Here is a 17,952-nt window from a genome sequence, read left to right as displayed (position 1 = left end):
CGTCTCGACTGCTTTGCCCGAACGGGTTAACCTGACCGCCAGGCAAGAAACGAGGTGTGCATGTCTTTTCTGAAGCGTCTTTTCGGTGGTGGCGGTGGTGAGACCGGTCAAGCGGCGCCGGTCGCCGGCAAGGAGATCGAGCACAACGGATTTCGTATCCAGGCAACGCCTTTCAAGGAAGGCGGGCAGTTCCAGACCTGCGGCGTCGTCTCCAAGGAGATCGACGGCGTCGTCAAGGAACACCGCTTCATTCGTGCGGACCGTTTTGCGTCTCTGGACGATGCCATCGACGTCGCCTTCAAGAAGGGCAAGCAGCTGATCGAGGAGCAGGGCGACAAGATCTTCGGGTAAGGCTCTAAATCCCGATCGTTGTTTTCGGGATGGACTGGTTGTCCTTGTTGATCAGGACGATTGGGCCATCGGCGCCCTCGGTCATCACGACCAGAAGGCGAACGTCCCACTGGCCGCCGGTGCGAATGGCCTTTGAGATTACCGTGCCGGTGTTTTTGTCGCCCTGAACGGGAATGCTCAGCTGGGCCGATCCGGTTCCGCCGGCCTGGATGTCGATGCTGCCGCTTGTCCAGAACGTGCCCGTGATGTTGTTGCCGAGTGCATTCTGGACCTCGGGGTTGGCGCGCACGGCATCCATGCTGATGCGATAGGCGTCGCTGTTCTTCATCGTCATGGGAACTGCGACGATCATGGCTGCTGCGGCGAGGATGCCGAGTACCCAGATGATCAGGCCGGCGATCGCCCATTTGCGCTGGGTGCTGCGGAAATGCTCGGCGTCGCGCCAATAGCGGTTGCGCCAGGCCCAGCGGCTGCCCCGCAGCCCGAGCACGATGATCATGACGATGTTGACCCCCGGGATCAGGGCGAGCAGCGCAATGAAGGTGCTGTTGCCGATGCCCCAGATCCAGTTGAGGAAAAACGCGCCCCAGTTCCAGCGATCGAGTTCGGCAGGGATTTCGGCAGGCGTATTCAGCGCTTCGCGGGCCATTTCATTCTCCGGTCATTCTCGTCCGATTCCCGAACGCACGTGCTTGTTCTTTGTACATGCCGCAAGGCGCGAACAAAACCACCAGTTGCGTCCAGTTCACGTGTTTCGTGGCGTGAAGCCGTCGGTCATAAGGCCATCGATCATTGCGGCAAGGGCGACCGTGTGATCCTGCCTCGATGCGCCGGTCTCGATGGCGAGGGCTGCGCGATCGAAGGCTGCCGATAGCAGCGAGGTTATGGCGTCGAGCGGAAGTTTCCTCATCGCACCCTCGCGCATGGCGATCGCAAGGCCGGCGCGCAGGGTGCGGGTGCCGTTCTCGCCGTCGATGGCGTTCATGGCTGCACGGCCAAGCACGGCCGGCCCGTCGAGTAGCAGCAGTCGCGTTCGGCCGGGTGCACTCATGGCGACCAGAAAGGCCTCGCCGCCCTTTACCAGGGCTTCGCGGGCGGACAGTGTTTCGGGGGAGGCGCGCTCTATTTCTTCGGCCACAGCTTGCGCCTCCTGTTCCACCACGGCCCGGAACAGCGCCTGCTTGTCGGAGAAATGATGATAGAGCGCGCCGCGCGTGACGCCGGCGGCGGCGACGATCTCCGGCGTTCCGGTCTCGGCGTAGGATTTTTCGATGAAAAGCTTGCGCGCGGCGGCGAGCAGGTCCGCACGCGTTGCCTCGGTGCGCTCGCGGTTGGAGCGGCGGCCGGTTTCTTGTTGCATACATGCAGCCTGTATGTTATTTCAAAGTTACATGCAGACTGTATGTATTTTCAGAGGAGATTGGAAGCCCATGAAAACCACCAGCTATTATCCAGTCATCATGACGGACGATGTCGCCGGCACCGCCGCTTTCTATACGACACATCTGCGTTTTGCGCCGCTGTTCGAGAGCGACTGGTATGTCCATCTCCAGTCATCCGAGGACAAGCGCGTCAATCTCGGCATCGTCGAGGCCGATCACGAGACTATCCCCGAGCCAGCGCGGGGCCGGAGCGCTGCCGGCCTGCTGATCAATTTCGAGGTGAAGGACCCGGACGCGATCTATGAGCGCATCCAGGCGGCCGGCCTGCCGATCCTGCGGACGCTGCGGGATGAGCCTTTCGGCCAGCGCCACTTCATCATCGCCGATCCGAACGGCGTGTTGATCGATGTGATCAAGCCGATCCCGCCGAGCGAGGAATTCGCTGCGCAGTATCTGGAGGGTGCTGTTGGTTGAGATCGGGTCGATCGGTAAAATCCGCGAAAACGACGAATTCTTGATCCCTTCTGCCGTTTCGAAAAAAGAATGGTAGAGAGGTGATGTCATGCGCTGGGTTCGAAATGCTTTGTCTTGTGCCCTTACGGCGATAGTCCTGTCGGGCTGCGCGATGGGCGGCGGGGTCTTCGGCACGACGATCGCCGACGGCACTGCGACGACACGGGTCAAGACCGGGTCGGTGGGCGTGGGAACGTCCGGCGTTACGGCGGGGTCGACCGATACCGTCGTGACGACCAACTAGGCATGCAGGCATAAGGGGAGGGATAAAAATGTCGCTGAAGAACAAGACGATTTTCATTTCGGGTGGATCGCGCGGGATCGGGCTGGCGATTGCGCTGAGGGCTGCGCGCGACGGCGCTAATGTCACCATCGCGGCCAAGACCGCAGAGCCGCATCCAAAGCTGCCCGGCACGATCTACACCTCGGCCGAAGAGATTGAGAAGGCGGGCGGCAAGGCGCTGCCGGTGATCTGCGATATCCGCGAGGAGGCGCAGGTGGCGGAAGCCGTTGCAAAGACCGTCGAAAAATTCGGCGGCATCGACATCTGCATCAACAATGCCAGCGCGATCCAGCTAACCGGCACGCTCGAAACGGACATGAAGCGCTACGACCTGATGCACCAGATCAATACGCGCGGCACGTTTCTGGTTTCGAAAATGTGCATTCCGTACCTGAAGTTAGCACAAAACCCTCACATTCTGAATCTGGCGCCGCCGCTCGACATGGAAGCAAAATGGTTCAAGAACCATGTCGCCTACACGATGGCGAAGTTCGGCATGTCGATGTGCACGCTGGGCATGAGCGCGGAGTTCGCCAAAGACGGCATTGCCGTCAATTCGCTGTGGCCGCTGACGGCGATCGACACCGCGGCCATCCGCAATCTGCTCGGCGGCGAGGCGGTCGCATCGATGAGCCGATCGCCCGAGATCATGGCCGATGCAGCACATGCCATCCTGACCCGGCCGTCGCGCGAGACGACCGGCAATTTTTTCATCGACGAGCTTCTGCTGCGCGAGGCAGGCGTGAGCGACTTTTCCAAATACGCGCCCGGAGCGAAAGGTCCGCTGGCCGGCGATTTCTTCGTGCCGGACGCGGTGTTTGCGCAGACCGACACGAAGGTGGTGGGGCTGGGCGGGTAGCTTCCGCCTAGTTAACCGGACCGCTACCGCCGAGATCTTCCATCGTCGGCTCTGCCGGCCTTACGCCGGTGGCGCGGTTGACGGCGACGGTCACGAACCACAGCAACACGCCGACGCCGATCAAAACGCCCGCGATCGTATACTGGATGGGGTCGCGGCCGGTCCATGGGCCGGCGAAGAAGGCGCAGGCGAGTGCGCCGACCACAGGCAGGAAGGTCGGCGTGCGGAAATGCTCGTGCTTGACGGGATCCTTGCGCAGCACCAGCACGGCGATGTTCACTACCGTGAAGACGCAGAGCAGCAGCAGCGCGGTCGTGCCGCCGAGAGCCGGCACTTCACCGACGAAGGTGATCAGCGCGAAGGCGAGCAGCGTGGTGAAGCCGATTGCGATATAGGGCGTGCGGCGCGAGTGGTGGACTTTGCCGAGCGCTGCGGGCAGCACATGCTCGCGGCTCATGCCGTAGACCAGCCGGCTCGCCATCAGCATGTTGATGAGCGCGCTGTTGGCGACAGCAAACATTGTGATGAAGCCGAAGATTTCGAGCGGGAAGTTCGGCGCGCCGGCCTGCACCACCTTGAGCAGTGGCGTCTCGCCTTCGCCAAGCTGTTCCGGCGGCACAAGGGTGATCGCCGAGATCGACACCAGCACATAGATCACGCCGGTGATGAGCAGGCCGAGCAGCAGGATTTTTGGAAAAATGCGAGTCGGATCCTGGGTTTCCTCCGCCATGTTCACGGAGTCCTCGAAGCCGACCATGGCGAAGAAGGCCAGCGTGGTCGCCCCGATCACCGCCCAGAAGGCGGTGCGATCCGGTGCCGTGCTGAACTGGGTGATGCGCGAAACATCGCCTTCGCCAGCGCCGATCGCCCACAGGCCGATGAAGATGATGATGAGCAGGCCAGTCAACTCGACGCAGGTAAGCACGACATTGGCCTTCACGCTTTCGCCGACGCCACGGAAATTGACCACGGCGACAATCGCCATGAAGGCGAGGCCGATCAGCGTGATACCCATGCCGCTTTCCAGGCCGAGATTGAAGGCATGCGACATGTTTGCGGCGAAGGCCCGCGAGGCGGTCGAGGCCGAGGTGATGCCCGAGCACATGACGGCGAAGGCGACGATGAAGGTGATGAAGTGGATGCCGAAGGCCTTGTGCGCGTAGAGCGCGGCACCGGCTGCTTTCGGATATTTCGTCACCAGCTCCAGATAGCTGAAGGCCGTGACCACGGCGATGACGAAGGCCACCAGGAAGGGCAGCCAGACAACGCCGCCGACCTGCTTGGCGACCTGACCGGTCAGCGCATAGATGCCGGTGCCGAGAATATCGCCGACGATGAAGAGAAGAAGGAGCCAGGGGCCCATCACGCGGTGGAGACTGGGCTCGACCGGAGGCGAGCCGTGAGTTGTACTGGTGGAAATGTCAGTCATCGCAATGGCCTCCAGGAAAGCCACCCCCATGCGTAGGAGTATTAACGGCTGGCCGGACTGTCAAATTAGCGATGTTGCGGATAGGGCTGCTTGGAGGATTACAGGCTCGGCCCTTCCGCCTCGTCGCCCTTCTTGCCGAGCTTGGTCAGGCCGGTGAGGCGGTCGATATAGGCGAGGATCAGTGCCGAAACGACGAAGGCGAGGTGCATGATGGTCAGCCACATCAGCTGTTCTGCCGTGTAGGTCGAATGGTTGAGGAAGATCTGCAGCAGATGGATCGAGGAGATCGCGACGATGGTCGAGGCGACCTTGATCTTCAGCGAGCCGACATCGATCGTGCCGAGCCAATGCACTTCGCCGTCATGATTGTCGAAGCGGCTGACGAAGTTCTCGTAGCCCGAGATGATGACCATGACGACTAGGCTCGCCACGAGGGCGGCGTCGATCAGGCCGAGGATTTTCAGGATCGTGTCGGTGTCGTCCAGCACCATGACCATGGAGACGAACTCGAACAGCTTCTTGCCGAAGGAGAAGGCATAGATCGCCAGTGCTATGGCCAATCCGAGATAGAAAATGACCAGCAGCCAGCGCGAGGCGAGAATGATGGATTCGATGGCGTGTTCGAGGCGTTTCATCAGGTGGTTCCGGTCGATGGGAGGCTGTTTTTCAACGAGGCAGGTTTGGTTTGCAAGGGGAAATTTTGCGCCGCAGCATCAAGCCTTGAGACGCAATGAAAAGCCCGGCCGGGGAGGGGGACCGGCCGGGCTTTCGCCACAGTCCACCGGCTAAGGGGGATGGGGCAGGGAACCATTCACCATAAAGAACTGGTGAGGGCGGCTTCGCGAGTCAATGGAAGCGCGTAAAACTCGCGAAACCGTGATTATTACCCATTATCGTCCAAGATTTTGTCCAAAACGGGTCATCCTTTCCGAAGCTAGTTGGCGCTTGCCACCGGGGCCACCAGCGGCGTGATGCGGCGGATGGCGACGCGGCGGTTCTGGCGCTCGGGCGCTTCGGTGTTCACCTTCAGATATTGCTCGCCATAGCCTTGAGTCGTCAGGTTCTCCGGCGGTATGCCGAAGACGTTGGTGAGAGCTTCGGCGACCGCCTCGGCACGCTTGTCCGACAGTGCCAGATTGGCGAGGTCGGAGCCGACCGCGTCGGTGTGGCCCTCGATCAGGAAGGTTTCGGCCGGATTGTCCTTCAGGATGCGCTCCATTGCCTTGGCCACGCCGTCGAGACGCGGGACTTCGCTTTCGGCGATGGAGTCCGCGCCGAACTCGAAGGTGATCGTATCGAGATCGATGCGGCGGGTCTTGTCGCGGATACGGGCCGAACGCTTCACCTCATCGATAGAGTAGAGGCGCTCGACGCGTTCCACCGGCGGCTGGTCGAGGAAGGTGTAGTAGGCATCAGGATCCTCGACCTGGTCGGAGGTCATGATGTACTCGTCCTCGGGTATATCCAGCTGCATAGGCGGCAGGTCGTCGCCCGGATCGCGCCAGTCGCGAACACGATCGTAATTCTGCTCGTCGACATAGGTCAGCACATATTCCTGACCGTCCGGCATGACGCGGGAGCGGCGAATGACATCGCCATAGGAGTTGCGGATGGTTACGACCTGCGTGCCGTCGTCCCGTTCAATCGTCTCGCGGGTACGTCCGCGGGGAAGATCCTCGTAGTAGACGTCGCGAGCACCCTGGCGCATGCGCGGCCGCTCGTTGCTTTCCACCATGGTCTGGTTGTTGAACTGCAGGATGATGCGGTCGCCGAACTGCTTGACGATCTGCGATCCTTCCGGGCGCTCGCGCTTGGCAATGTCGAACTTGCGCTCCTTGACGCGCACGCCCTTTTCTTCCCGCACCGGCTGGATGTCTTCACGCTGGAAGTCCTGCTGGGCTGCCTGGTCGTCTGCGGGCGGGGGGCCAGCGTCAACCGGCGCCGGCCGTGGCCGAGCCTGACCCTGTGTCTGCTCGCCTTGCTGCTGCTCGCCCTGCTGCGGCTGGTCCGACGAACCCTGCGGGCGCTTGCGCGGACGCTGGCCGTCTGTTCCGGTCGCGGCCTGCGGGTTCTGCTTCTGGCTGTCGAGCACGGGGGCTGCGCTGCCGTCGTTCACGACGGGACGCTTGCCCGGTGCGGGCTTTGCGCCCTCCGCCTGGGTTTCGCCCGAAGGGGCGGGCTCGCCGGGCGCGACGGGTTGCTGTGCTTCGACGGGCGCGGTCTCGCCAGAGCCTTTCTTGTCGGGCCGCTTCACCTGCACCGGCTTGCCGTCGGGCTGGGCCGGCTGCGGTTCAGCCGAGGGAGCGGCTGCCTCGCCTGAAGGCTGTGCTGCTTCACCGGAGGCAGGCGCTTCCGTCTTCGCCCTTTTCTTCGGTGCCTCAGTCTCCGGCTCGGAGGCCTTTTTGACCGGCGCATTATCGGACTGTGCCGGTTTGGGTTGCGGCCTTGCCGTTGGCTCCTCGGCCTGTGCAGGAGCTTCTTCGCTGGCTTTCTTCAGCTTTTTCGGTCTGGCCGGCTGCTCTGCCTGCGGCTCGGAGGCTGCCGGCTGCTCGGCCTGAACCGGCGCTTCCTCGGAAGCTTTCCTCTGCTTTTTCGGCCTGGTCGGCTGTTCAGCCTGCGGCTCCTCGGCTTGCATAGGTGCCTCTTGCGAAGCCCTCTTCAATTTCTTCGGCCGCTGTGGCTGTTCCTCCTGCATGGGGGCAGGCTCGGCCGATTGCTCCTGGACTTCGCGCTGCTTACGCTGAACCTTGCGCACCGGCTCGTCACCGGAAGCGGCCCCGCCCTCAGCCTGCGGTTCCGGCTCTGCCTGGCGCTTCTGGGCGCGTTCGGGCTTTTGCCGTTGCGGCTTTTCGGGTGCGGCCTGTTCATCCGGTGCCTGCTGTTCCTGAGCCTGCTTGCGCTTCTTGGGTACGACCTGCGGTTCTTCGCCCGACTGCTGGCCTTCTCCCTGCGCGAGAATGACCGGAGCTTGCACGATCGCAGGCGACTGAGGGCGAGGATCAAGCTGGGTACCGGCATCCATCTGGAACGCAAACGCGCTCAACGGTGCGGACGCCATCAATATGCCAAGGGCAGTCCCCGCCAAAATCCGTGACTGGCGTTTCATCTTCGAATTCTCCTGTACTGTGTCCCGTCCCGACCCCAACATCAATCACGGGAATTTGTTCCGCTCTGGCCTGCAACTGGGCTGGGCAGTGGCAATTGCCTGTCAGCTTTCGGGCGAGAACGCGGCTTTCTCGTGATTTGCGCCGGATTTGCCGGCCTGCTTGACCTTCCGGGCGAGGCGGGCCACATGCACTTTATGGAAAAGGCTTTCTGGAAAACCACGGCGCTGGAGGACATGACCTCCACCCAGTGGGAATCGCTTTGCGACGGCTGCGGCAAATGCTGCCTGTCGAAGCTCGAGGACGAGGATACTGGCGAAATCTACTGGACAAATGTCGGTTGCCGGCTGTTCGACGCCAAGACGTGCCGCTGCTCGGACTATGCAAACCGACTCGCCCGGGTCTCCGACTGCGTCGGCTTGACGCCGCAGAATGTGCGAACCATTTCCTGGCTGCCGCAAACCTGCGCCTACCGGCTGGTTGCCGAGGGCCATGATCTCTATTGGTGGCATCCGCTGCTTTCCGGCTCCGCCGAGACGGTTCACGAAGCGGGCATTTCCATGCGCGGGCGCGTGCCGGTTCTTGAAAGCGACCTTTCGGAGCCTGAAGACTACTTCGACTACATGCTCGAGGAAGAGCCGTGAGCGGCCACGTCGGTAGTTCGTAAGCACGGATTATTTCAAGCCATATCAATGATTTATCGCATGAACCGGAAATGAATGGCCGGTTCGACATCGGTTCAGGCTCGACGGCGCATTGTCGCCATATCGCTTCAGCAAGAGGCGAACAGTTCAGCCTACGAGGAGAAAACGATGTTGAACATTTTCAAGACAGCCGCCCTTTCGGCCTTCATCGGGCTGGGCGCGATTTCTGCAATGCCGGCTGCGGCGCATGCCGATGGCCTCTATCTCAATTTCGGCGGCGGCGATGACGGCCGGGTCGGCGTCTATGTCCGCGACGGTGAATACCGCCGTCATCATCGTGACCGCTGGGACCGCCGTGAAGAACGCCGCGATCGCTGGGATCGCCGTGACCGTTGGGATCGCCCGTCCTGCTCGCCGGATCGCGCCGTAAACAAGGCGGAGCGCATGGGCCTGCACCGCGCCCGCGTCGTCGATGTCAGCCGCCGCACGATCACAGTCGGTGGCCGCAAGTGGGGTGAGCGCATGGCTATCACCTTCGGCCGCTCGCCGAGTTGCCCGGTTCTGCGCTGATCGCAGTGCATGAATGAAAAAGCACCGGAGGGGTGGTCCTCCGGTGCTTTTTCTTTTGTCGAAGCGCGGCCCATTCAAGCGGCCGCGTTCTGAAAAGAAGGCGCCTGGTTTTTCTGCAGGCGCCTTCTTTTGCGCGAGAGCCGTTACTTGATCTCGAAAGTGACGCTGACCTGCACGCGGTATGAGTTCTCGCCGGCCTGCACCGGCACCGCTTCGGCGCGATCAAATGACATCGCCTTGCCCATCGGCATCGGCGGCGGCGCAAAATTCTGGTCGGCGATCTCAATCACGCGGCCAAGCTGCACGCCGGCTGCCTCGCTCAGCACCTTGGCCTTGGCGATGGCATCCTTGACCGCCAGCTTGCGCGCCTCGGTGAGGGCGGCCGACGAATCATTGTTGGAGAAGGTGATGCCGCCGCCCTGGTTGACGCCGAGCGAAACCGACTTGTCGAGAATGTCGCCGGCCTTGTCGAGGTCGCGGATGCGAACCGACAGTGTGTTGGTGACCTGATAGGCGACGAGTTCGGCGTCCTGGCTGCCATCCGGCTTGTTGGTGTAGTTGTAGCGCGGCGAAATCTGGATGCCGGAAGTCTGGAGATCGCGCTCCTCGATACCGGCGGCCTTCATTGCCGAAATCACGGCGGCCATGGCGTCGTTGTTGGCGCTGAGCGCCTCGCGCGCCGTCTTTGCTTCGCGCATGACGCTCAACGAAAGCAGCGCCAGATCCGGCGCGACAGCCTTTTCGCCTTCGCCGGTCACGATGATGCGCGGGGGTGCCGGCGGCATGGACTGTGCGGATGCGGCAGCGGCAGGAACGGCAAGGGCAGCGGCAAGCGCCAAGGGTAGATAGGCTTTCGTCATTCAAAAATCTCCAATGTCGGTCGTCCCTAGACGAGTCGGATTATGCCGCAATTATGAGTTGATTGCGGCATCCTTGTTGAGTTTGCCGAGAAAGCCTTGTGCCAGCGTGAAAAAGACACTATCCAGCCCGCGTGGGGCCTGTAGCTCAATGGTTAGAGCCGGCGGCTCATAACCGCTTGGTTGGGGGTTCGAGTCCCTCCGGGCCCACCAGAATATATATAACAATTTGATTTTATTTGGTTTTTCGTATCGAGTCCAAAATTAGGACTCGAACTCCCTCCGTCGTGCACAATCGGCAAAACCCTGCCAATGGTGGATCAGACGAAGAGAAGGGTAAAAATCAGACCCTTATGAGTGGTGCGCAAAATTTCGAAAGAAAGGTTTCGCTTTTGAGCGCGGCCAGTCCCCAACAACTCATTCTCGCCAGCCGCGTGCGCGTTCGACCGCCCTTGTGAAACGGCGGCGGTCTGCGTCGGAAACGCTATTGTCGGGCTGAAAAGTCCTGGCGATGGCGCGGCCGGCGGCGCAGTCGACGCCGGCCAGTTCGGCAAGGCCCAGTGCGGTGAGTTCAAACATTGCAGGCACGACGATGGTGCGCCGGCTGGCCGAGGCCAGAAACTGGGCGAAATAGGCGCTTTGCGAAATGCCGCCGTCAATGGAGATGGTTTTGCCGACGCCAGCCGACCGGGCGGCTTCGTCGATAAGGCCGACCGTCAGCATTGCGATGCCTTCGAGCACCGCTCGCGCGAGATCACGCCTGCTCGTTGCGTGATCCATCCCGATGAGAAGTGGCGCTGCCTCGCGGTCCCAATAGGGAGCGGCGAGCCCGGAGAGCGCGGGCACGAAGACGATACCCCGGCTGAGCGCGGAAGGCCCGTCAAAGGCGTCGAGCTCGCCGACATCTGCGAAAAAGCCGGCTGACCGCGCCCATTCAAGTGCAGCTCCCGCGTCGTAAACCCCGCCCTCGATCGCAAAAACTGCCGGCTTTCCTTGCTCTTTCCAGGCGATCGTGGGCAGGAGGCCTTCGATCGCCGGTCGCTCATTGCCGCTCACGGCCAGCAGGAAGGCGCCTGTGCCGAAGGTGATCTTGCAGTCGCCGGGCATACGGCAACCGTGGCCGTAGAGAGCGGCCTGCTGGTCGACGATGGAAACCTTGACCGGCGCGCCGCCGAGCATGCCGAACCCACCATCGACCGCAGCGATTTCCGGCAGGCATTCGAGCGGCACGCCGTGAAGCTCGCACATCTCCGTGCTCCAGCTTCCCTTTGCGAGATCGAGCAGGCCGGTGCGCGATGCGGTCGCGAGATCGGTTCTGAACGAGCCGCACAGGCGGTCGAGGAAGAAGGCGTCGGTCGTTCCGAGACGCAGGCGGCCCTGGCTGTGTGCCTCCGATACGGCGGGCACATTCTTCAGCAGCCATGCCATCTTGCTCGCGGAGAAATAAGGATCGAGCGGCAACCCGCAAACCGCTTTCGAGCGTGCCTCGGCTGCCGCTCCAAGGGCCTCGAGTTCCCTGGCCGTGCGCGCATCCTGCCAGACGATGACCGGATGCAGCGCCTTGCCGGTCTTGGCGTCCCAGGCAAGGCAGCTTTCGCCCTGGTTTGCAATGGCGATGGCCTCCACCGGGCCGCCAGCATCGAGCACGGAGCGGATATTTTGCAAAAGCTCTTCGGGATCGTGCTCCACCCGGCCCGGTGCGGGGTGATGCTGCGCATGGCGGATGCTTGCAGCGACCCGTGCCTTTCCGCCGTCCTCGACCACCAGACAGCGGGTTGAGGTCGTTCCTTGATCGACGGCGGCGACGCGCATCAGCTTTCCTCCGTGAAACGGAAATGGACGCTTCCCGCCTTGAATGCCGCGGGCGGGATCGGCACGAGAATGCGCCGTTCCGGCAACCAGAGCGCTTTACGGCTCCACACTTCCCGTCCGTTGAGTTCGAGCGAAAGACAACCGCGGACACGGCGTTCGAAACGCAGCTGGAAATCCTGGAAAGCGGGGGTGGCAAGTCCATTCCGGCGCAGAAGGCCCGGAACCACCAGTTTTATGGGGCTGTCGAAGCCTACCGTCACGGGTGCTTCTCCAGCGGTGCCGCGCGCGAGATCTTCTGCGACAGCTGCGCCGACCCTGCGCCCCTCGCGGAAAGACCAGCCGGCCGTCTCCACGGCGCGCAGCACATTGCCGCCGGCAAAGTAGGCCGGGTTCTGCATCCGTCCGTCCTGATCGATGGCTGGTCCTGCGCTCCCTGGAGCGACACCCTGCAGAGAGCGCAGCAAGAGCGCCGATTCAGGCGTAAAGCATCCGGTCAGCAGGACCCCGTCGCAGGCAAGGGTTTGCACTGTGCCGTTTTCGAGCCTGATCTTTGCTGCCTCGACACGGTTCTGGCCCACGATATCGATCAGCTCTGCGCCGCAATGAAACGGGATACCCGCAAGACGCGGAAGCCAGGTGAAGGGTGCCCGCGCCAGCGCGTAAGGATTGGGCTCGACCATCGCTACCGGCCTTGCCCCATGCGCAAGGCAGGTGAGGAGCGCCGAGTAGGAGACGAGCTCCGAGCCGACGATCAGCGGGCGGCGGAAAGGCATGAGGCCATGGAAAGCCGCATAGGATTGCAGCGTTCCTGTCGTGATAACCCCGACCGGGCGGTCGCCGGAGATGAAACGGGCCGAACGCGGCGTTTCCCGCGCGCCGGTGGCGATCACCACGCGCTTGGCGCTCATCATGTCAACGCCGCGCGGGGAGGTGACCGTCAACGCGCCTTGCTCTCCAAGGGAGACGACCGAATGTCCCGTCAACACTTCGACACCCGCCGCAGCGGCCGCTCTTTCAAGCCGGCGGCCATAGGCGGCGCCGAAATAGAGGCGTCCGAATTCCCGCATGCCGAAGGGCGAATGGCTGCAATGCCGTGTTGCCCCGCCGAGATGCGGTTCCCGGTCGACAATGGTGACATGCTTCACGCCACGCCGGCGCAATTCGACGGCTGCGGCAACGCCCGCCGGCCCGCCGCCGACAACGATCACATCCGCGACGGTGCTCATTGTTTGCCCTGCTCCCCAGCGGCCAGGGAGGTCGCGAGCTGCCCTTTAGTCATGGCCGCAAGACGCGCATTGCAGTAGAAGCCCTGGCAATGGCCCATTCCGGCACGTGTACGCCGCCGCAGGCCGCCGAAATCGCCGGGTGGAACCGGGCTCGCCATCGCTGCTTCGATCTCGCGCCTGGTGACCAGTTCGCAATGACAGACGATTTCGCCATGGTCTGGGCGCTGCCAGTCGCGCTCCAGGGTTTCCGTAAGGTTGGGTACGGATACTTTCGGGATCAATGGCGGCGCATCGAACTTTTCACCGAAGGCTGCATGGAGTTTCATCGCGTGCTGGGCAAGTCCGAGCGCTGCGCTAAGACCCGTGGAGCGGATGCCGCCCAGCGTGATGGCGCGTTTTTCTGGCCTGGCAAAAATGCGATATGCCTTCTCTTCCGTCGCTGGCCGCAGGCCGGCATAGACGGCCGTCACAGGAATATCGGCAAGTGCGGGTACGATTTCCGCGCCTCGCTGCAGCAGGGTCCGTAAGGTTCCGGTTTCTACGGTCGCGCGAACCCGGTCCTCCTGTTCCTCCGCCGTAGGGCCGATCAGCACGTTGCCGAATGCCGTGGGGCAGACAACGATGCCCTTGGTGGTTGCGGTGGGAACGGGCAGAACGATGCGTGGGACATGGCGGCAGGCAGCCTTGTCGAGCACGACGAACTGACCTTTCCGGGGTTTGATCCGGAATTCGGCCGTAAAGCCAAGGCGCTGATCCACCACGTCCCCGTAAAGTCCGGCGGCGTTGACGACGGCCGAGGCACGGACCGCGCCATTCGTTGTCTGGAGCGTCCAGCCGCCACCGAACGTGCCGTTGAGAAGTTCCGCTCCTCGCAGAAAACGCGCACCCAGGGCCACGGCCTGGGTAAGATAGGCGAGCGGGGCGGACCATGGGTCGATGATGTGCTCTCCCTCCACCTCCAGCGCGGCGACGAGCCGGCCGGCCAGTCCCGGCATGGTCTCGCGCGCCGAGGATGCGGAAAGCAGCCGGAGTTCGGCCACGCCGTTCGCCCGGCCTTGCTTCTCGATTTCTTCAAGCTTTTCCGCGTCTTCGCCGCTCCAGGCGCAGATGAGTGCACCGGTTTTCATCAGTGCGAGGTTCAGGCTTTCGTGTATCTCAAGATATTCCTCGCGACCCGCCCGGATGAGTTCGAGTTCGAGGCTGTCCGGCGGCGCATCGAAACCGGTGTGAAGAATGGCGCTGTTGGCCTTGGACGCGCCGGACAGTATGTCCGCACCTTTTTCGATCAGCACCACTTTCGCTCCGGCGAGCGCGAAGCGCCGTGCAACAGCACAACCGACGACGCCTGCGCCAATGATGGCGACGTCGTACAATTCCGGGTGTGGGGTTTGGAGCATCGGCGGCTCCCTTTCATGCGTCATGTCTGGAGGCCGGAACGGCGCGTAGCAGGGGAGATCGCCCAAATTGGAGGGCGATGCGCTGGCACCCGCGACCACCTGCTCCGCCCCTTTGAGGGCGGAGCGTTCTGGGTTCTACGATGCGACGATCAGCGGTACGGGTACCCGGCCTTCTGCATTGTCTCGCTGTACTTCTTGAAAGCCGCGACGACCTTGCCGGCGCGCGGGCTGGATGAGGCGGTTTCGTCCCAGAAGCTTTCCGCGTCCTTGGCCACCTGGTTCCATTCGTCGACAGGCAGCGAGGTCAGTTCCATCTTTTCGCCCTCGACGCGCAGTTTCGCCTCGCCGCCCCAGTACCAGACGTCGCGGTAATAGTGCGACTGGTCGATGGTGATGCGGAAGAGTTCCTGCAGATGCGGCGGCACCTTTTCCCAGCTTGCCGTATTGGCGAAATAGCTGCCGAACCACGCGCCGGTGAGGGAGTTGGTGAGCGCGTATTTGCAGACATCGGCCCAGCCCACCTCGTAGGCTTCGGTAAAGCCGCACCATGCGACACCGTCGAGCTCGCCTGTTTGCAGCGACACCTCGACATTGTCCCACGGAATGGTGACCGGCACGAGGCCGTAACGGGAGAGGAACTTGCCGGCGGTCGGCACCCCGAACACGCGCAGGCCCTGCATGTCGGCCAGGCTGCGGATCGGCTTGTCCACGGTAAAGATCTGCAGCGGATCCCAGGCGCCGGCGGAAAGCCAGGTGACGTTGGGAACTTCCGCATAGGCTTCTTCCCAGATCTCCTTCAGGCCGTAGTAGCGGAACAGGGCCGGCACATCGAGACTGTAGCGCGTGGCGAAGGGGAAGTAGCCGCCGAACACGGCGATATCGACCGGCGAGGCCATTGTGGCCTCGTCCGATTGCACGGCGTCGATCGTCCCGCTCTGAAGGGCGCGGAAGAGGTCGGAGGTAGGAACGAGCTGATCGGCGTAATAGAGTTCGATTTCCATCTCGCCGTTGGCCGCCTTGTTGAAGGCATCGATTTGCGGCTTGATAACATGCGCGCCGAGCGGCGCTCCCGAATAGGTTTGCAGCCGCCACTTGATCGGACCGCTCTGGGCGTTGACATAAGGCGCGGCAAGCGTCGAGCCCGCCACCGCAGCGCCTACGCCCAGCCCTGCGTTGGTCAGGAAATGACGGCGCGTGGAAAGTATCTTCTGGGAAGCACTTTGTTTTTTCGTTTCTTCGGTCACTTTGTTCTCCTCTGGTTTTTAAGGACACTCCTGGCCGATCTGGCGATCAGCCTTTCACTCTCATTTGTTCCGGAAGCCATAGCGCGAGACCGGGGAAGATCATCACCAGTGCGATGGTGAGCATCATGATCAGGGCGAAGGGCCAGATGGACTTGTAGATGTCGATCAGGGTGATTTCCTTCGGCGCCAGCGAGCGCATCAGGAACAGATTGTACCCGAAGGGCGGGGTGATGTAGGCGATCTGGCAGGTGATCGTGTAAAGCACGCCGAACCAGATCAGCTGGTTGTCGAAGCCGAGGTCGAGCAGCTTTACCAGCGGGATATAGAGGGGTGCCACGATGACCAGCATGGCTGTGTCGTCGAGGAACATCCCCATGATGATGAAGCTGACCTGCATCATGATGATGATGGTCCAGGGATTGAGGTCCCACTGGTGAATGAAGACGCTTTCGATCGCCTTCACCGCGCCCAGACCGTCGAACACCGCGCCGAAGGCGAGGGCGGCGAGGATGAGCCACAGGAACATGCAGGAGACGGCGAGGGTCTTCATAGACGTCTCGCGCACCAGCCGCCAGGTGAACCGGCCTTTGAGAATGGCCGCCAGCGTGGCCGCCGACGCGCCGACCGCGGAGCTTTCGACCAGGCTGGTGTAGCCGAACACGAACAGCCCGGTCATGAAGAAGAAGATGGCAAAGGGCACGATGCCCGCCCGCGCCAGCTTGAGCTTCTCGCCAAGCGGCATGTTCAGCTCTTCGTCGGCGACTGTCGGTGCAAGCTTCGGGTTGAGCCTGGCGCGAATGACAACATAAAGAACGAAAAGACCGGCCATGAGCAGGCCCGGGATAAGCCCGGCGAACCATAGCTTCGACACCGGCTGACGGGCGATCATGCCGTAAAGCACCATCACGACCGATGGCGGGATCAGGATGCCGAGGGACGACCCACCCTGTATGACGCCGGAAATCAGCACCTTGTCGTAGCCGCGCCGCAACATCTCCGGCAGCGCGATCGTGGCGCCGATTGCCATGCCGGCGACCGAGAGCCCGTTCATCGCCGAGATGATCACCATCAGGAAGATCGTGCCGATGGCCAAGCCGCCGCGCAAGCGCCCGAACCAGACGTGCAGCATCTTGTAGAGGTCTTCGGCGATGCCGGACTCCGACAGGATGTAGCCCATGTAGATGAACATGGGCAGCGTCAGCATCGCGTACCAGTTGAACAGCTTGAACACCTGGTTGAACGGCAGGTCGGCAGCACCTGGACCATAAAGCAGCAACGCCGCGCCAGCCGCCACGAAACCGATGGCGGCAAAGACACGCTGCCCGGATACGAGCAGGATCACCATCGAAGCGAACATGAGAAGTGCGATCATCTCGTAGCTCATCGCAGATGATCTCCGCGCAGGGTGGCTATATGCTTGAAGACGAGCGATACCGCCTGCATCAGCATCAGGACCAGACAGGCCACCATCAGCGACTTGATGGGAATTACCGAAGGATTCCAGATCGAGAAGCGCCGTTCATTGGTGGTTAGCGCGTATTGCAGGCTGGAGATGGAGCCCGCGAGCAACACGCCGAGATAGAAGATCATGCAGCCGATGGTGGCGAGATCGACCTTGGCCTTGCCGCGTTCGGAGAGCCCCGAATACCAGAGGTCCATGCGGACGTGATCGTTGTTCTTGAGCGTGAGCGGGCCGCCCATGAAATAATAGGCAGCCAGGGTGAACTGCGTGAGTTCTACCGCCCAGTGAACGGGCATCTTGAGGAGATTGCGGGTGATCGCATCGAAGATCAGCGTGCCGCCCATGAAAAAGATGAGCGACGCGGCGAGGTAGCCGACATAATCGGATATCCGATCCGTCCAGCGGACATAACCGGCAATCAGCGGATGCAATGGCGTTCTCCCATCGGCTGTTTCATATTCTTTGGTTTCATGTCCACTCCGTTCCCCACTTTGCGAACGCTGCCCCGTCGGCTTTGCCAATGGCCCTATCGGCGGAAGCCAGCCATCGATCTGGGCGCAAAAAATCGTTCGGAGCCGGCCATGCCGAGTCCGTTCAATTCACCGATGGATTGCCGACAAACGTGCAGCCGCACTTGGGTGCGATGCAGTATCCCGCCGGCTAAGCGCCGCTACGGCAATACGAAGCGTTTCTGAAAAGCAGTCATTGTTGTTCCCCTTGTATCGCCCTCAACGACAGATGCGCGCGAGTTTGCCTCTTTCTCGCATCTGCGAGCACTCTAGCCGGTTTTTGAGGGAAGTGAAGACCAAACTTTCAAAA

Annotated in this window: 18 protein-coding genes and 1 tRNA gene; 7 read left to right on the top strand and 12 right to left on the bottom strand. The window is 61.9% G+C overall.

Annotated elements, in window-relative coordinates:
• Positions 1 to 60 precede the first annotated feature (60 nt).
• Positions 61 to 351, top strand: coding sequence for an HlyU family transcriptional regulator (locus tag G6N74_RS08870; protein ID WP_165116405.1), 291 nt, complete (start codon positions 61 to 63; stop codon positions 349 to 351).
• 4 nt (positions 352 to 355) lie between these two features.
• On the opposite strand, the gene G6N74_RS08865 is transcribed toward G6N74_RS08870, so the two are convergent.
• Entirely contained in the window at positions 356 to 1,000 is a 645-nt protein-coding gene (locus G6N74_RS08865; protein WP_165116403.1) for a cytochrome c oxidase assembly factor Coa1 family protein, read from the bottom strand.
• A 96-nt stretch (positions 1,001 to 1,096) separates the two neighbouring features.
• Positions 1,097 to 1,711, bottom strand: coding sequence for a TetR/AcrR family transcriptional regulator (locus G6N74_RS08860; protein WP_165116401.1), 615 nt, complete (start codon positions 1,709 to 1,711; stop codon positions 1,097 to 1,099).
• A 70-nt stretch (positions 1,712 to 1,781) separates the two neighbouring features.
• Between G6N74_RS08860 and G6N74_RS08855 the strand changes: the two genes are divergently transcribed.
• The 3 genes from G6N74_RS08855 to G6N74_RS08845 all read left to right on the top strand — a co-directional run bounded on the left by G6N74_RS08855 (position 1,782) and on the right by G6N74_RS08845 (position 3,388).
• Complete coding sequence (locus G6N74_RS08855) at positions 1,782 to 2,207, top strand: VOC family protein (protein WP_165116399.1); 426 nt, start codon at positions 1,782 to 1,784, stop codon at positions 2,205 to 2,207.
• Positions 2,208 to 2,295: 88 nt separating this feature from the next.
• Positions 2,296 to 2,490, top strand: a complete 195-nt coding sequence (locus G6N74_RS08850; RefSeq protein WP_165116397.1) for a hypothetical protein — start codon at positions 2,296 to 2,298, stop codon at positions 2,488 to 2,490.
• A gap of 28 nt (positions 2,491 to 2,518) precedes the next feature.
• The gene (locus G6N74_RS08845; RefSeq protein WP_165116395.1) at positions 2,519 to 3,388 is read left to right on the top strand and encodes an SDR family oxidoreductase; all 870 of its coding nucleotides are present in this window, start codon (positions 2,519 to 2,521) and stop codon (positions 3,386 to 3,388) included.
• A gap of 7 nt (positions 3,389 to 3,395) precedes the next feature.
• On the opposite strand, the gene G6N74_RS08840 is transcribed toward G6N74_RS08845, so the two are convergent.
• From G6N74_RS08840 to G6N74_RS08830, 3 genes are all read right to left on the bottom strand, one after another.
• Positions 3,396 to 4,817 (bottom strand): APC family permease, encoded by a 1,422-nt coding sequence (locus G6N74_RS08840; protein WP_165116393.1) that lies wholly within the window; start codon positions 4,815 to 4,817, stop codon positions 3,396 to 3,398.
• 98 nt (positions 4,818 to 4,915) lie between these two features.
• On the bottom strand, positions 4,916 to 5,452 hold the full coding sequence (locus tag G6N74_RS08835; protein WP_165116391.1) for a TIGR00645 family protein: 537 nt from the start codon (positions 5,450 to 5,452) through the stop codon (positions 4,916 to 4,918).
• 299 nt (positions 5,453 to 5,751) lie between these two features.
• Complete coding sequence (locus G6N74_RS08830; protein ID WP_165116389.1) at positions 5,752 to 7,923, bottom strand: OmpA family protein; 2,172 nt, start codon at positions 7,921 to 7,923, stop codon at positions 5,752 to 5,754.
• Between the two features lie 195 nt (positions 7,924 to 8,118).
• Here G6N74_RS08830 and G6N74_RS08825 point away from each other — a divergent pair, with 195 nt between their 5' ends.
• Positions 8,119 to 8,565 carry a YcgN family cysteine cluster protein gene (locus tag G6N74_RS08825; RefSeq protein WP_165116815.1) on the top strand — a complete coding sequence of 149 codons (447 nt, stop codon included), beginning with the start codon at positions 8,119 to 8,121 and terminating at the stop codon, positions 8,563 to 8,565.
• A 168-nt stretch (positions 8,566 to 8,733) separates the two neighbouring features.
• Positions 8,734 to 9,135, top strand: a complete 402-nt coding sequence (locus G6N74_RS08820) for a hypothetical protein (protein WP_165116387.1) — start codon at positions 8,734 to 8,736, stop codon at positions 9,133 to 9,135.
• A 143-nt stretch (positions 9,136 to 9,278) separates the two neighbouring features.
• Here G6N74_RS08820 and G6N74_RS08815 read toward each other — a convergent pair whose 3' ends face one another.
• Entirely contained in the window at positions 9,279 to 9,995 is a 717-nt protein-coding gene (locus G6N74_RS08815; protein WP_165116385.1) for an SIMPL domain-containing protein, read from the bottom strand.
• Between the two features lie 134 nt (positions 9,996 to 10,129).
• Between G6N74_RS08815 and G6N74_RS08810 the strand changes: the two genes are divergently transcribed.
• Positions 10,130 to 10,205: transfer RNA gene (locus G6N74_RS08810), tRNA-Ile, on the top strand.
• A gap of 204 nt (positions 10,206 to 10,409) precedes the next feature.
• Here the strand turns inward: G6N74_RS08810 and G6N74_RS08805 are convergent.
• The 6 genes from G6N74_RS08805 to G6N74_RS08780 all read right to left on the bottom strand — a co-directional run bounded on the left by G6N74_RS08805 (position 10,410) and on the right by G6N74_RS08780 (position 17,564).
• The gene (locus tag G6N74_RS08805) at positions 10,410 to 11,804 is read right to left on the bottom strand and encodes an FGGY family carbohydrate kinase (RefSeq protein WP_165116383.1); all 1,395 of its coding nucleotides are present in this window, start codon (positions 11,802 to 11,804) and stop codon (positions 10,410 to 10,412) included.
• The gene (locus tag G6N74_RS08800) at positions 11,804 to 13,030 is read right to left on the bottom strand and encodes an NAD(P)/FAD-dependent oxidoreductase (protein ID WP_165116381.1); all 1,227 of its coding nucleotides are present in this window, start codon (positions 13,028 to 13,030) and stop codon (positions 11,804 to 11,806) included. Before G6N74_RS08800 ends, G6N74_RS08805 begins: the two co-directional genes overlap by 1 nt.
• A complete protein-coding gene (locus G6N74_RS08795) occupies positions 13,027 to 14,427 on the bottom strand; it encodes an NAD(P)/FAD-dependent oxidoreductase (protein WP_165116379.1) in 1,401 nt (466 codons plus the stop codon). The genes G6N74_RS08800 and G6N74_RS08795 overlap by 4 nt, the downstream gene beginning before the upstream one ends.
• A gap of 149 nt (positions 14,428 to 14,576) precedes the next feature.
• On the bottom strand, positions 14,577 to 15,671 hold the full coding sequence (locus tag G6N74_RS08790) for a twin-arginine translocation signal domain-containing protein (RefSeq protein ID WP_165116377.1): 1,095 nt from the start codon (positions 15,669 to 15,671) through the stop codon (positions 14,577 to 14,579).
• 46 nt (positions 15,672 to 15,717) lie between these two features.
• Positions 15,718 to 17,055, bottom strand: a complete 1,338-nt coding sequence (locus tag G6N74_RS08785; protein WP_091913117.1) for a TRAP transporter large permease — start codon at positions 17,053 to 17,055, stop codon at positions 15,718 to 15,720.
• Positions 17,052 to 17,564, bottom strand: a complete 513-nt coding sequence (locus tag G6N74_RS08780; RefSeq protein WP_165116375.1) for a TRAP transporter small permease subunit — start codon at positions 17,562 to 17,564, stop codon at positions 17,052 to 17,054. The genes G6N74_RS08785 and G6N74_RS08780 overlap by 4 nt, the downstream gene beginning before the upstream one ends.
• Between the last annotated feature and the right edge of the window lie 388 nt (positions 17,565 to 17,952).

Source organism: Mesorhizobium zhangyense (genome assembly GCF_011045115.1).
GTDB lineage: Bacteria > Pseudomonadota > Alphaproteobacteria > Rhizobiales > Rhizobiaceae > Mesorhizobium_M > Mesorhizobium_M zhangyense.
The sequence above is the reverse complement of the archived record's forward strand: the minus strand, read 5'-3'. Positions and strand labels throughout refer to the sequence as shown.

What these genes read in the sequence shown, in the direction of transcription:
- G6N74_RS08870 (WP_165116405.1), top strand. Translation starts at nt 61, where the DNA reads ATGTCTTTTCTGAAGCGTCTTTTCGGTGGTGGCGGTGGTGAGACCGGT.
- G6N74_RS08865 (WP_165116403.1), bottom strand. Translation starts at nt 1,000, where the DNA reads ATGGCCCGCGAAGCGCTGAATACGCCTGCCGAAATCCCTGCCGAACTC.
- G6N74_RS08860 (WP_165116401.1), bottom strand. Translation starts at nt 1,711, where the DNA reads ATGCAACAAGAAACCGGCCGCCGCTCCAACCGCGAGCGCACCGAGGCA.
- G6N74_RS08855 (WP_165116399.1), top strand. Translation starts at nt 1,782, where the DNA reads ATGAAAACCACCAGCTATTATCCAGTCATCATGACGGACGATGTCGCC.
- G6N74_RS08850 (WP_165116397.1), top strand. Translation starts at nt 2,296, where the DNA reads ATGCGCTGGGTTCGAAATGCTTTGTCTTGTGCCCTTACGGCGATAGTC.
- G6N74_RS08845 (WP_165116395.1), top strand. Translation starts at nt 2,519, where the DNA reads ATGTCGCTGAAGAACAAGACGATTTTCATTTCGGGTGGATCGCGCGGG.
- G6N74_RS08840 (WP_165116393.1), bottom strand. Translation starts at nt 4,817, where the DNA reads ATGACTGACATTTCCACCAGTACAACTCACGGCTCGCCTCCGGTCGAG.
- G6N74_RS08835 (WP_165116391.1), bottom strand. Translation starts at nt 5,452, where the DNA reads ATGAAACGCCTCGAACACGCCATCGAATCCATCATTCTCGCCTCGCGC.
- G6N74_RS08830 (WP_165116389.1), bottom strand. Translation starts at nt 7,923, where the DNA reads ATGAAACGCCAGTCACGGATTTTGGCGGGGACTGCCCTTGGCATATTG.
- G6N74_RS08825 (WP_165116815.1), top strand. Translation starts at nt 8,119, where the DNA reads ATGGAAAAGGCTTTCTGGAAAACCACGGCGCTGGAGGACATGACCTCC.
- G6N74_RS08820 (WP_165116387.1), top strand. Translation starts at nt 8,734, where the DNA reads ATGTTGAACATTTTCAAGACAGCCGCCCTTTCGGCCTTCATCGGGCTG.
- G6N74_RS08815 (WP_165116385.1), bottom strand. Translation starts at nt 9,995, where the DNA reads ATGACGAAAGCCTATCTACCCTTGGCGCTTGCCGCTGCCCTTGCCGTT.
- G6N74_RS08805 (WP_165116383.1), bottom strand. Translation starts at nt 11,804, where the DNA reads ATGCGCGTCGCCGCCGTCGATCAAGGAACGACCTCAACCCGCTGTCTG.
- G6N74_RS08800 (WP_165116381.1), bottom strand. Translation starts at nt 13,030, where the DNA reads ATGAGCACCGTCGCGGATGTGATCGTTGTCGGCGGCGGGCCGGCGGGC.
- G6N74_RS08795 (WP_165116379.1), bottom strand. Translation starts at nt 14,427, where the DNA reads ATGCTCCAAACCCCACACCCGGAATTGTACGACGTCGCCATCATTGGC.
- G6N74_RS08785 (WP_091913117.1), bottom strand. Translation starts at nt 17,055, where the DNA reads ATGAGCTACGAGATGATCGCACTTCTCATGTTCGCTTCGATGGTGATC.